This window comes from Pseudomonas syringae KCTC 12500, assembly GCF_000507185.2.
GTDB lineage: Bacteria > Pseudomonadota > Gammaproteobacteria > Pseudomonadales > Pseudomonadaceae > Aquipseudomonas > Aquipseudomonas syringae.
In genome coordinates, this window is record NZ_AYTM02000002.1 from 4,900,524 (window position 1) to 4,913,848 (window position 13,325).

The 13,325-nt window shown below is 60.2% G+C and carries 11 protein-coding genes; 8 read left to right on the plus strand and 3 right to left on the minus strand.

The features are described 5' to 3' along the window. The first annotated feature begins 116 nt into the window (after nt 1–116). From pcaH to pcaC, 5 genes are all read left to right on the plus strand, one after another. Nucleotides 117–836 (plus strand): protocatechuate 3,4-dioxygenase subunit beta, encoded by a 720-nt coding sequence (gene pcaH / locus V476_RS21905; protein ID WP_003416184.1) that lies wholly within the window; start codon nt 117–119, stop codon nt 834–836. Between the two features lie 11 nt (nt 837–847). Next, nucleotides 848–1,450 carry a protocatechuate 3,4-dioxygenase subunit alpha gene (pcaG, locus tag V476_RS21910; protein ID WP_024960809.1) on the plus strand — a complete coding sequence of 201 codons (603 nt, stop codon included), beginning with the start codon at nt 848–850 and terminating at the stop codon, nt 1,448–1,450. Nucleotides 1,451–1,536: 86 nt separating this feature from the next. Next, nucleotides 1,537–2,886: a 4-hydroxybenzoate transporter PcaK gene (pcaK, locus tag V476_RS21915; RefSeq protein ID WP_024960808.1), complete on the plus strand. Its 1,350-nt coding sequence runs from the start codon at nt 1,537–1,539 to the stop codon at nt 2,884–2,886. Between the two features lie 24 nt (nt 2,887–2,910). Continuing rightward, nucleotides 2,911–4,272, plus strand: a complete 1,362-nt coding sequence (locus V476_RS21920; protein ID WP_024960807.1) for a 3-carboxy-cis,cis-muconate cycloisomerase — start codon at nt 2,911–2,913, stop codon at nt 4,270–4,272. Next, the gene (gene pcaC / locus V476_RS21925) at nt 4,269–4,667 is read left to right on the plus strand and encodes a 4-carboxymuconolactone decarboxylase (RefSeq protein ID WP_003423756.1); all 399 of its coding nucleotides are present in this window, start codon (nt 4,269–4,271) and stop codon (nt 4,665–4,667) included. The genes V476_RS21920 and pcaC overlap by 4 nt, the downstream gene beginning before the upstream one ends. Before the next feature lie 58 nt (nt 4,668–4,725). On the opposite strand, the gene V476_RS21930 is transcribed toward pcaC, so the two are convergent. Continuing rightward, nucleotides 4,726–5,982: an OprD family porin gene (locus V476_RS21930; RefSeq protein ID WP_024960806.1), complete on the minus strand. Its 1,257-nt coding sequence runs from the start codon at nt 5,980–5,982 to the stop codon at nt 4,726–4,728. A 236-nt stretch (nt 5,983–6,218) separates the two neighbouring features. On the opposite strand from V476_RS21930, the gene V476_RS21935 reads away from it, so the two are divergent. Next, the gene (locus V476_RS21935) at nt 6,219–7,106 is read left to right on the plus strand and encodes a DMT family transporter (protein WP_003423758.1); all 888 of its coding nucleotides are present in this window, start codon (nt 6,219–6,221) and stop codon (nt 7,104–7,106) included. 616 nt (nt 7,107–7,722) lie between these two features. On the opposite strand, the gene V476_RS21940 is transcribed toward V476_RS21935, so the two are convergent. Continuing rightward, complete coding sequence (locus V476_RS21940) at nt 7,723–9,051, minus strand: MFS transporter (protein WP_003423759.1); 1,329 nt, start codon at nt 9,049–9,051, stop codon at nt 7,723–7,725. 617 nt (nt 9,052–9,668) lie between these two features. Between V476_RS21940 and quiC the strand changes: the two genes are divergently transcribed. Then, nucleotides 9,669–11,576, plus strand: a complete 1,908-nt coding sequence (gene quiC, locus V476_RS21945) for a 3-dehydroshikimate dehydratase QuiC (RefSeq protein WP_024960154.1) — start codon at nt 9,669–9,671, stop codon at nt 11,574–11,576. Nucleotides 11,577–11,683: 107 nt separating this feature from the next. After that, on the plus strand, nt 11,684–12,340 hold the full coding sequence (locus tag V476_RS21950) for a TetR/AcrR family transcriptional regulator (RefSeq protein ID WP_024665557.1): 657 nt from the start codon (nt 11,684–11,686) through the stop codon (nt 12,338–12,340). A 3-nt stretch (nt 12,341–12,343) separates the two neighbouring features. Here V476_RS21950 and V476_RS21955 read toward each other — a convergent pair whose 3' ends face one another. Continuing rightward, nucleotides 12,344–13,198, minus strand: coding sequence for a shikimate dehydrogenase (locus V476_RS21955; protein WP_024960153.1), 855 nt, complete (start codon nt 13,196–13,198; stop codon nt 12,344–12,346). Between the last annotated feature and the right edge of the window lie 127 nt (nt 13,199–13,325).

The window sequence follows — 13,325 nt, forward strand, 5'->3', positions numbered from 1 at the left end:
GATCGTTGGGTTTATTTCAGTTCTCTGTAAGCATGGATCACGCGACACTTCGCCGCAGCCTGTAGCGCATGTGATCGACGCCTGCGCGCCCCCATAAGAAAAACGAGGAGAACGCCATGTCTGCCGCGGACAACAGCCGCTTCGTCATTCGTGACCGAAACTGGCATCCAAAAGCTCTCACCCCTGATTACAAGACCTCGATCCTGCGCTCGCCGCGTCAGGCGCTGGTCAGTATCCCGCAGTCCATTTCCGAAACCACCGGCCCGGATTTCTCGCATTTGAAATTCGGCCAGCACGATAACGACCTGCTGCTCAATTTCAACAACGGTGGGCTGCCCATCGGCGAGCGTATCCTGCTGGCCGGGCGGGTCTGCGATCAGTACGGAAAGCCGATCCCGCATACGCTGGTGGAGATCTGGCAGGCCAACGCCGGCGGGCGTTATCGCCACAAGCGCGATGCCTATCTGGCGCCTATCGATCCCAATTTCGGCGGCGTCGGACGTGCGTTGACCGACAGCGAAGGCAATTACAGCTTCCGTACCGTCAAGCCAGGGCCTTACCCGTGGCGCAACGGTCCCAACGACTGGCGCCCGGCGCACATTCATGTGTCGATCAGCGGGCCGTCGATTGCCACACGGCTGATCACTCAGTTGTATTTCGAAGGCGACCCGCTGATTCCGATCTGCCCGATCGTCAAGGCCATCGCCAACCCAGACGCCGTGCAGAGCCTGATTGCCAGGCTCGACCTCGGCCTGGGCAATCCGATGGATTGCCTGGCGTATCGCTTTGACATCGTGTTGCGCGGCCAGCGCAAGACTCACTTCGAAAACTGCTGAGGAGGCCCGACATGCCCGTTCAATTGCTGCAGGAAACCCCTTCGCAAACCGCTGGCCCTTACGTTCACATCGGTCTTGCACCGCAGGTGGCCGGCAACCCGACCCGCGAGCTGGAAATCTGGAACGAGATGGCCAGGCCCGAGGCGCCCGGCGAGCACATCGTGTTGCTGGGCAACGTCTTCGACGGCAACGGTCACCTGATCCGTGATGCCTATCTGGAGTTCTGGCAGGCGGATCATCAGGGTGCGTATCACAGCGAATTCGACCCGGACAGGCCGTTCAACGGCTTTGGTCGCACGGCTACCACGGACGATGGCCAATGGATCCTGAAGACCATCAAACCAGGCTCGGCGCGCAATGCGGCGGGCGTGCCGATGGCGGCGCACATCAATGTTTCGCTGTTTGCGCGGGGCATCAATATTCATCTGCAGACGCGGTTGTATTTCGACGACGAAGCCCAGGCGAACGCGCAGGACCCGGTGCTCAATCTGATTGAGCAGCCCCCGCGCCGCGAAACCCTGGTGGCACGTCGTTGCACGCACGAGGGGCAGACGGCCTATCGTTTTGATATCCGCGTACAGGGTGAGGGCAAGACAGTGTTTTTCGATTTCTGAATCGCTTGTCGATTCAGCAATCAATGTGCGTGCGTTTCAAGGCGCCTGCATCGGCAGGCGACCCTATAAAAATAAAAGGACCCTCCATGACGCTTTCCGCCGGCAGCCCCGCGTCGAGTACGCTCGACGTTCAGGCCTTCATCAATGCACAACCGCTATCCGGGTATCAGTGGCGAGTGGTTGCGCTGTGTTTTCTGATCGTGTTTCTCGACGGCCTCGATACGGCCGCAATGGGCTTCATTGCACCCGCACTCAGCCAGGATTGGGGGATCGATCGGGCCAGCCTGGGGCCGGTGATGAGCGCTGCGCTGATCGGCATGGTATTCGGCGCGCTGGGTTCCGGCCCGCTGGCCGACCGCTTCGGGCGCAAGGTGGTGCTGGTGGTCGCGGTGCTGCTGTTCGGTCTTTTCAGTCTGGCCTCAGCCTACAGCAGCAACATCGATCAATTGCTGGTACTGCGCCTGTTGACCGGGCTGGGTCTTGGCGCGGCGATGCCCAACGCCACCACCTTGCTGTCGGAATATACCCCCGAGCGGCTCAAGTCGTTGCTGGTGACGAGCATGTTCTGCGGTTTCAATCTGGGCATGGCGTGCGGCGGTTTTGTATCAGCCAAACTGATCCCCAGCATGGGCTGGCATAGCCTGCTGATGCTGGGCGGTATTCTGCCCCTCCTGCTGGGGTTGGTGCTGATGGTCTGGCTGCCGGAGTCGGCGCGGTTTCTGGTGGTACGCAATCGCGGTGCAGAGCGGATCCGCAAGGTGCTGGCACCGATTGCGCCAAAGGCGCTGGCCGGTATCACTGATTTCAGCGTTCCCGAACAGAAAACGGTCAGCAGCCGCAATGTGCTGAAAGTGATCTTCTCCGGCAACTACAGTGCCGGCACGCTGTTGCTGTGGCTGACGTATTTCATGGGTCTGGTCATCGTCTACCTGCTGACCAGCTGGCTGCCGACGCTGATGCGCGACAGCGGCGCGAGCATGGAACAGTCGGCCTTTATTGGCGCGCTGTTTCAGTTCGGCGGGGTGTTGAGTGCTGTGGGCGTGGGCTGGGCGATGGATCGTTACAACCCGCACAAGGTCATTGGTTGTGCCTATGCACTGGCGGGGGTGTTCGCCTGGCTGGTCGGGCAGAGTCTGGGTAATGTCGCGCTGTTGGCGACACTGGTGCTGCTGGCCGGCATGTGCATCAACGGCGCGCAGTCGGCAATGCCGTCGCTGGCAGCGCGTTTTTACCCCACTCAGGGGCGTGCCACGGGCGTGTCGTGGATGCTCGGGATAGGCCGTTTCGGCGCCATTCTCGGCGCCTGGGCCGGTGCCACGCTGCTGGGCCTGGGCTGGACGTTCGAGCAGGTGCTGACCGCGCTGGTCATCCCGGCGGCGCTGGCCGCGATAGCGGTGCTGATCAAGGGCTGGGTCAGTCATTCGGACGCTACCTGAAACCTTTCAATCTGGAGTGGTGATGTGAACAGAGCGAGCAATCAACTTTTCGATGCCTACTTCATGCAACCCGAAATGCGCGAGATCTTTTCCGATGAAGGCCGGGTGCAGGGCATGCTCGATTTCGAGGCTGCGCTGGCCCGGGCACAGGCGCGCGTCGGCCTGATCCCGCCCGAGGTGGTCGCCGACATCGAGCTGAGCTGCGACGCACGGCTGTTCGATTTCGACGCGCTGGCAATCGCCATCGGCAGTGCCGGCAATTCAGCGATTCCGCTGGTCAAGGCGCTGGGCAAACAGATTGCCGCACGCAGCGCTGAAGCCGAGCGCTACGTGCACATGGGCGCGACCAGTCAGGATGTGATGGACAGCGGGCTGGTCCTGCAACTACGTCGAGCCATCGTGCTGCTTGAGCGTGACCTCAGTCGACTGGCCGATGCGATGGCTGAGCAGGCACAGTGTCATGCCTGCACGCCCCTGGCCGGACGCACTTGGCTGCAGCAGGCCACGCCGGTCACATTGGGGATGAAAATCGCCGGCTGGCTGGGCGCAGTCACTCGCCATCGACAGCGCTTGAACGAGATCAAACCGCGCCTGCTGTGCCTGCAGTTCGGTGGTGCGTCCGGCAGCCTCGCGGCGCTGGGCGATCAGGCCTTTTCGGTGGCCGAAGCGCTGGCCGATGAATTGCAACTGGCGTTGCCCGAGCAGCCCTGGCACACCCAGCGCGACCGACTGGTGGAGTTTGCCGGTCTGTTGGGCCTGATCGCCGGCAGTCTCGGCAAGCTGGGGCGCGATGTGAGCCTGTTGATGCAGACCGAAGTGGGCGAGGTCTTCGAGCCTTCGGCGCCGGGCAAGGGCGGATCTTCGACCATGCCGCACAAACGCAACCCGGTCGGCGCCGCGGTCATGATCAGCACCGCCACTCGCGCACCGGGGCTGGTGGCCACCATGCTGTCGGCCATGCCGCAGGAGCACGAACGCAGCCTGGGCCTGTGGCATGCCGAGTGGGAGACCTTACCGGAACTGTGCTGTCTGGTCTCCGGTTCCCTGCAGCAGGCCTTGCAGGTGATACCCGGTCTGCAGGTCGATGCCGAGCGCATGGCGATCAATCTTCAATCCACCAAAGGCCTGGTTCTCGCCGAGGCAGTGAGCATTGCGCTGGCTCAGCGCATCGGGCGCGATGCTGCCCACCATCTTGTAGAGCAGTGCTGCCGGCGTGCGGTGGAGCAGGGCGCGCATTTGCGTCAGGTGCTCGGCGAAACCCCGCAGGTCAGCGAGCAGTTTTCTTCTGACGAGCTGGATCGTCTGCTCGATCCGGCTCATTACCTTGGCCAGGCTCGCCATTGGGTCGAGCGCGCCGTGGCCGAACACACAAGGATTTCCCAATGACCGAAGACGAACGTTACCAAGCCGGCATGCAGGTGCGCCGCGCGGTGCTGGGCGATGCGCATGTCGATAACAGCCTGAGCAAACTGACGCCGTTCAATGAAGAGTTTCAGGAGATGATCACTCGTCACGCCTGGGGTGATATCTGGACGCGTCCGGGGTTGCCGCGCCATACGCGCAGCCTGATCACCATCGCGATGCTGATCGGCATGAATCGCGAAGGCGAATTGCGCCTGCACCTCAAGGCCGCGAAAAACAACGGCGTGACCCGCGAGGAAATCAAGGAAGTGCTGATGCAGAGCGCTATCTACTGCGGCATTCCTGCGGCCAATGCAACGTTCCATCTGGCTGAAGCGGTGTGGGATGAAATGGGCGTGGAGTCATTGCAGGACAATTGAGAGCGGTGATCGAGAACGCCGCCGCAGCGCCCTCGGCCACGGCGGCGTCCTGTTCGGATCAGAGCAGCGACAGCGGGTAGCTGACGATCAGGCGGTTTTCGTCGAACTGGTTGGTGTTGTAGTCGCGACGCATGGTGGAGTTGCGCCATTTGACTGACAGGCTTTTGAACGCGCCGCTCTGGAATACATAGGCCAGCTCGGTTTCCCGTGCCCACTCTTCGCCGTCGGTGATGGCGCCAGTGTGCACGTTGTCGCCGCTGATGTAGCGGTTCATCAGGGTCAAACCGGGCACGCCCATAGCTACGAAGTCATAGTCATGGCGCAACTGCCAGGATTTCTCCTTGGCATTGTCGAAGCTAGAGTTGTAACTGTCGTTGGCCAAGGTCCCGCCACTGGTGCCGTTGACGCGCATCCAGGCGCTGTCGCCGCTGACTTTCTGCAGGCCCAAGTAAAAGGTGTTGCCACCGTGTCGTGCCGAAAGCAGCGCTGACCAGGTCTTGTTGTCCAGATCGCCGGCCAGCGACTGACCATCGTCCTTGCCCTGGAAGTAGCCAAGGTTGGCCCCCAGCGTCCAGCTGCCCAACGGCTGGCTGTGCAGCAGGTTGAAATATTGCTGGTGGTAGATGTCTTCAAGCTCGGCGTACCACACGCCGACCTGGGTGCGCTTTTCGTTGAACACGTACTCGCCGCCGCCAAAGTTGAAGCGGTCGGAAGTGAACGCGGTACGGCCATTCAAGGACATGTCTTCCATGCTTGCGTCGTTGCGCGGGCTGTTGCCACGGAACTGACCACCGTAAAGGGTCAGGCCGTCGATTTCCTTGGAGGTGATCTGCCCGCCCTGAAAGGTTTGTGGCAGCGAGCGGCCGTCATCCGAGCGCAGGATCGGCAGCACCGGCATCCACTCGCCGACCTTCAATTCGGTCTTCGAGAAGCGTGCCTTGCCGGCCACTGCCAGACGGCCGAAGTCGTCGGCCGGGCGTCCATCGCTATGGATGGGCAGCAATTGTGTGCCGCCGGTACCCTTGCCGCCGTCTAGCTTGAGCGAGTAGAGGCCCAGTGCGTCGACACCAAAGCCGACGGTGCCTTGGGTGAAGCCGGAGCGGGCGTCGAGGATGAAGTTCTGCGTCCACTCCTCGGCGTAGTTCTGCGTATTGGCCGGGTCGACGAAGTTGCGGTTGATGTAGAAGTTGCGTAGGTTCAGATTGACCTTGGCGTCTTCGACGAACCCGGCACTGTGGCCGCTGATGGGCGTCAGGCTTGCAGCGACAGCCGCCGACAGGCCGCAAAGGAGTTTGCAGGGGGAATTCACGCGCATGGAACAGACCTTTTTTGTAGTTATTGAGTCGTGTAACTGGCTGCGATAGTGAAATGGCGTAACGCCCCGTGCAATTGTGAAACAGTCGTTTCGGGCGATTATCGAACGCTAATGAACCGGTTCGAACATTTCCTGCGAGAAGCCGCAAACGTGTGTGCGATGCTCACGGGCAAATATGGGTAGAGAGCGCGTTCGGCCACGGCGTCGGGCTGCTGAAACTTGAACAAGGAAGCGCAATGAGTACTGCCAGCACGCCGTTGTCCGGCGTCAATCAACCTCTCAAAGGTATAGGCTTCATTCTTCTGGCGACTTTTCTGTTTGCCAGTCACGACACCCTGTCCAAGTACCTGTCCGGCTTCTATCCGATCATTCTGGTGGTCTGGGCGCGTTATGTGGTGCACACGCTGCTGATGGCCTGCATCTTCATGCCGTCATCGGGGTTGCGGGTGTTGCGCACCAAGCGTCCTGGCCTGCAGGCCTTGCGCGCACTGGCGTTGCTGGGCACCAGTCTGCTGTTTACCAGCAGCCTGATGTTCATCCCGCAGGCGGAAGCGACGGCGGTCAACTTTCTTGCGCCGTTGCTGGTTACCGCGTTATCGGTGCCGCTGCTGCACGAGCGTGTGACGCGCGGGCAGTGGACAGCGGTGGTGGTCGGGTTTGTCGGGGTGATGATCATTATTCATCCGGGCGGCGAGCTGTTTACCCCGGCGATTCTGTTGCCGCTCTCATCGGCTTTGTGTTTTGCGCTGTATCAACTCCTGACGCGGTTGGTCAGTCCGTTCGACAGTCCGACCACCAGCAATTTTTTCGCGGGGCTGTTCAATACGCTGTTGATGAGTGCGCTGGTGCCGTTCTTCTGGGAAGTGCCAGCGCTCAAGCACTTGCCGTTTCTGCTGGCGCTGGGTGCGTGCGGGATGTCGGCGCATTTGCTGCTCACCCAGGCCTTCCGCTTCGCCGCTCCGGCCATGCTTGCGCCGTTTAGTTATTGCCAGATAGTGTTCGCTGGATTGCTGGGCTACCTGGTCTTCGACCACACCCCGTCTCCGACCGCGCAGGCCGGCATCGCCATCATCTGCCTCAGCGGTCTGGCGGCGGCGTGGCAACAGCGACGCAAGGGTGGGTAATGTGTGGCGCTGAAGGCGCTGATTGACGTCGATGCCAGTGTTCAGCGTTGGCATAAGGTTTGTGACGCTCCACGTTACATGGCGGTTCTGCGATAGCAGTTGGATATGTTTCTGGCTCAGGTCACCTTTTCGCCCCTCGGCGACTTACTTTGATGGGGCCAAAGTAAGCAAACCCCCAGGCTCCGTTTCCGGCCCGACTTCGTCGGGTTCCTTCGCCCTGTCACTGATCCGGGGGTCGCCGCAACGGACCATCCATGGTCCGGTGCGGCTAGCCTGGCGTCCTGCCAGGCTACCCCCGGATCAGCGCCAGGACTCAGCCGTCACTTACGTCGCACTCTGCGTCGTCAGTACCATCGCGCTCGAAAAGCGAACCTTAGACCTGAAACGAACTCCACTGACACCGCAGGGCGAAAAGGTGACCTGAGTCGAACTCCAATCCACCTGACAAAGAAAACCCGCCGTGTGACGCGGAGCGTCACGAACTGCATTCCCACGCGGAGTGAGGAACGAGAGTTACACGGGAGAAAACTTCTCGTCACTCTGCGCAGAGCGTAGGGACGATAGCGAAAAGGCCCGGTCACTGAGTGAGCCGGGCCTTTTTGATGGTGTCAGACGATTACTCGCTGAGCGTCGGAACCTTGCGAGGGGCCATGAAGTACATCCAGATCAGGGCAATGAAATACATCGCCGGGATCATGGTGAACAGCACGTTGTAGTTGTTATTGGTGGCGGTCAGCACCGCACCCACGATCTGCGTCATGAACATCCCGCCGATGGCCGCACACATGCCGCCGAAGCCGAACACGGTACTCATCATGTGCTTGGGGGTGTAGTCCATCACCAGGCTCCAGATATTCGCCGTCCAAGCCTGATGCGCACCCACGGCAAGCGAAATGGCCAGTACCGCCACCCACAGCCCGCTGGCATTGGCCGCGAACACCACGCTGCAGATCGTGATGGCAAAGATCAGCATCGACAACAGCCGCGCAGTAGTCGCACGCATGCCACGACCAATCAGCCAGGACGACAGAATGCCGCCACCGACACTGCCGAAGTCAGCCGTCAGCCAGATCAGAATTAGCGGTATACCCATCTGCGTCACGCTGATCCCCAGGTTGTATTGCTGATTGAGGAACGGCGGCAGCCAGTACAGGTAGAACCAGAACACTGGAGCAGTGATCGCATATGCCAGCGCGAATGCCCACGTGCCCCGCATCTTCAGGATGCCGGTAAACGGCACCTTGACCGGCGCCGGTTCGACTTCCTTATTGATGTAGTCCAGTTCGGTCTTGCTGACGGTCGGATGCTCTTCGGGGTTGTAGTACTTCAAGCGCCAGGTGATGGCCCAAAGCAGCCCCAGCGAACCCATCGCCACGAAGGCGGCCTGCCAGCCCCAGACCGTGAGGATCACCGGCAGGAGGGCCGGGGTCAGCATGGCACCGACGTTGGTGCCGGCGTTGAAGATGCCGGTGGCCACCGCGCGCTCACCAGCAGGGAACCATAGCCGCGTGGTTTTCACACAGGCCGGGTAGTTGGCGGCTTCGGTCAGGCCCAGAATAAAGCGGCAGACCATGAAGCCGACAGCGGAAGTGGCAAGGCCGTGAGCACCGGTGGCCAGGCTCCACAGCAGCACCGCGAGGAAGAATGCGCGCTTCACGCCAACCTTGTCGATGAAGCGGCCCTGCAGTACGAAGCCGACCGCGTAACCGACCTGAAACCAGAAGTTGATGTTGGCGTAGTCCATCGCCGTCCAGCTCATTTCCTTGGCGAGGATGGGCTGCATGACGCCGAGCGCGGCCCGGTCGATATAGTTCAGCGTGGTGGCGAAGAACACCAGGGCGAGCATGCCCCAGCGAGTCTTGCCTACGGCGAGCGCGCCGCGGATCTTTTCGCCCATCCCGGCACGGGCGGCCTGGGCGACAGGGTTGGTCTGGGTGTTAAGCATGATGTTCTAACCATCCGTTCCAGGACTGTGCTGCTGGCAACAGTCGGACTGAGAAGTCCACTCGATGCAGGCGTTGTGCAGGTAAAGTGATGTCGTAGAACCGTGATTCGACTGGCCTGTAGACTCAGGCTGTCCTCGAAACGATCCGTCGGGCCGACAATTTACAGGTTGGGCCGCGTAAGTGTGTTGGAATGTTTCAGGCGACGCAGACCGTGGCCGGGCTTTTGGCCGGGCGGCTTCGTCGAACAGGACATCTGGTGAGACGGACGGGTGAGCGGGCGAGCAAAGCGAGAAGGGTGCGCATGAGCAATGTTCCTGTTTTTTGAATTGTTATGGGTTTGCTGCTGATGGAGCGAATATCGAAATGTTGGACTGCGGGTCTATCCTGCAATGTGATGCCGATGTTGAGCATTACGAGATACAGCGTCAATTGAGTAAAACGGCTTTTGTTCGATAATCGAACGTAAAACTAACCGGTTCGTACACTTTATGTTGCTGTAGTGTTTTCACAGGCAAATACTTTACTCGCACCTCTGAATAAGGCCGGGAAAGGCCAGGAATGCGGTGCTGTCCAGTCGCGACCCAAGCAGGTCGCGTTCATCCAGGAGCTGAAAAGCATGCAGCGTTCAATTGCTACCGTATCCTTGAGCGGTACTCTGCCCGAAAAGCTCGAAGCCATCGCCGCAGCTGGCTTTGACGGCGTCGAGATTTTCGAAAACGACTTGTTGTATTACGACGGCAGCCCACGCAACATCAGGCAAATGTGTGCCGACCTGGGCATTGCCATCACCCTGTTCCAGCCGTTCCGCGATTTTGAAGGCTGCCGCCGTGATCGTCTGCAGCGCAATATCGACCGTGCCGAACGCAAATTCGATCTGATGCAGGAACTGGGCACCGATCTGGTGCTGGTCTGCAGCAATGTGTCTGCCGATTCGGTGGGCGACGAAAGCATTCTGCTCGATGACCTGGGCCTGCTGGCCGAGCGCGCCGGTGCCCGTAACCTGAGAGTCGGTTATGAAGCGCTGGCCTGGGGCAAGCATATGAACACCTGGCAACAGGTCTGGAACCTGGTGCGTCAGGTCGACCACCCGGCGCTTGGCGTGTTGCTCGACAGCTTTCATACCCTGTCGCTGAAGGGCGATCCGAGCGCCATTGCGCAGATCCCGGGTGACAAGATCTTCTTCGTGCAGATGGCCGACGCACCGCTTCTGGCGATGGATGTACTGGAGTGGAGCCGCCATTTCCGCTGCTTCCCGGGCCAGGGTGAATTCGATCTGGCCGGCTTTCTCGCGCCGATCCTGCGCAGTGGTTATACCGGGCCGTTGTCGCTGGAAGTGTTCAACGATGGCTTCCGTGCAGCGCCGACACGCGCCAATGCCGCGGACGGCCTGCGTTCGCTGCTCTATCTGGAAGAGAAAACCCGCCAGTTGATGGCGCGTGACGAGCCGGTTGCGGTTCCCGAAATCCTTTTCAATCCACCCGCGGCCAGTACCTACAATGGGGTCGAGTTCCTCGAGTTTGCCGTTGACGAGAGCCATGGCGCACGCCTGTCGGGCTGGCTGCAACGGCTGGGCTTTGCCAAGCTGGGTCAGCATCGCTCCAAGGCGGTCAGTCTGCTGGGGCAGGGTGATATCAGGATTGTGCTCAATGCCGAACCCTATTCCTTTGCCCACAGCTTCTTCGAGGCGCACGGCCCTTCATTATGCGCGACCGCCTTGCGCGTCGACGACGGTCATCAGTCGCTGGAACGTGCGCGTGCCTTCAAGGGCCAGCCCTATCGTGGCCTGGTCGGCCCCAACGAGCGGGAGATTCCGTCGGTCCGCGCGCCTGACGGCAGCCTGATCTATCTGGTGGATAACGCCGCGCCGGGAGAATCGATTTACGACAGCGATTTTGTCGTCGATCCGCAAGCAGTCGCCAAGGGCGGGTTGCAGCGTATCGACCACATGGCTATGGCGCTGCCGGCCGACAGCCTGGACAGCTGGGTGCTGTTCTACAAAAGCATTCTGGACTTTGAGGCTGACGATGAAGTGGTCTTGCCCGACCCCTATGGTCTGGTCAAAAGCCGTGCGCTGCGCAGCCGTTGTAGCACCGTGCGCTTGCCGCTGAATATCTCCGAGAATCGCAATACAGCCATCTCTCATGCGCTGTCGAGCTATCGCGGCTCGGGTGTGCACCACATTGCATTTTCCTGCGAAGACATCTTTGCCGAAGTAAGCCGCGCCAAGGAAGCGGGCGTACCGTTGCTGGACATTCCGCTCAATTACTACGATGACCTGGCGGCGCGCTTCGATTTCGACGAGGAGTTTCTCAGTGAACTGGCGTATTACAACGTGCTCTATGATCGCGATGCGCAGGGTGGCGAGTTGTTCCACGTCTACACCGATGCGTTTGACGGGCGCTTCTTTTTCGAAATCCTGCAGCGCAAGAACGGCTACGTAGGGTACGGCGCTGCCAACGTCCCGGTGCGTCTGGCCGCGATGGCCAAGGCGCGCAATGTGGCAGCACGTCAGGCGCGTCTGTAAGGCGAATCCGATTGCAAGGCTGCTGCGAGGGTTTGACGCCCTCGCGGCTTCCCTCAGTTGCCGGTCGGCTGCATACTCCGCGCATCACTCGTGGTCATGAGCCAACAATGAAAACTACTGACGACTCCGTTGCCGTTGCATCGAAAGGGCGCAAGAACAATCCGGAAAAAACCCGCGAAGACATTCTGCAGGCCGCCGTTGCCGAGTTCGTCGCCCATGGCCTGTCGGGTGCGCGCGTCGATGCCATTGCCGAACGCACCAAAACCTCGAAACGGATGATCTATTACTACTTCGGCAGCAAGGAACAGCTGTACGTCGAAGTGCTGGAAAAACTTTACGGCGCGATTCGCAACACCGAGAGCCAGCTCAATCTATCCGAACTCGAGCCTGTGGAAGCGATTCACCGCGTGGTTGAGTTCACCTTCGATCACCACGACAGCAATGTCGATTTCGTGCGCATCGTGTGCATCGAAAACATCCATAACGGCGAGAACGTCAAACAGTCCGAATCGATTCATGCCAAGAGCCAGAACATCATCAGGGCGCTCGACGGCATCCTGCGTCGTGGCGAAGCCAGCGGCCTGTTTCGTGAGGGTGTTCATCCGGTGGACTTGCACCTGATGATCAGCTCGTTCTGCTTCTACCGGATCTCCAATCGCCATACCTTCAGCGAAATCTTTCAGATCGAGTTGTGGAGCGAGGAGGTCAAGCAGCGCCACAAAGCAATGATCTGCGACGCTGTGCTGCGTTATCTCAAGCGCTGACGTTTACAACGTATGGAAGTGCGCCATCATCCGCTCTGCGTCGGCGGACTGGCCGCTGAACAGTTCAAAGGCCTTGACCGCCTGAAACACCGCCATGGTGCTGCCATCCAGGGTACGGCAGCCCAGTACGCGGGCATGCTTGAGCAGTTCGGTTTCCAGCGGAAAGTAAATGATTTCCGCCACCCACAGTTCAGGCCGCAGCAACTCGGTCGGCAAAGGCGTGCCTGGCAGTTTTGACATGCCGACCGGCGTGGTATTGACCAATCCGTCTGCTTCGGCCATTGCCGCAGGCAGGTCGATGCCCACCTGAGCACGCCCGGCACCGAAGTGCTGGTTAAGGTTGTCCACCAGCCGTTGGGCGCGTTGCGGCTCGACCTCAAACACGCTGAGGCGCTCGACGCCTGCGCTCAGCAGCGCATGCGCCACGGCAGCGCCCGCGCCGCCTGCACCCATCTGCACCACCTGTTGGCGTGGGGCCTTGTCCAGGCCGCGCTGAAAACCTTCGGCAAAGCCCAGGCAGTCGGTATTGTGACCGATGCGTTTACCGTCCTTGAACACCACCGTATTCACCGCGCCGATACCGCGTGCTTCATCGGACAGCTCATCCAGTAACGGGATGACCGCCTGCTTGCAGGGGAAGGTGATATTCAGGCCGGTAAAGCCACACTGTCGGGCGCCTTCAAGCAGCCGGGGCAGGGCATCAACGTCCAGTTGCAGGGCGTCGATATCGATCAGCCGATACAGATAGCGCATACCCTGCGCATCGCCTTCACGCTCGTGCATGGCAGGTGTCCGCGAGGCCTGGATGCCCGAGCCGATCAGGCCGGCGAGGATGGAAGGTTTTTCAGCGTGAGTCATAAAATACATCTCTTGTTTTTGTGTCACTGCCCGGTTGGCTGCAGGTGTTAAACGGAATGTACCAGATGGTTAATATTGCCGCAGGCAGAAGTCGATTACCACGCAGCGATGTTGTGCGGTGATCGCA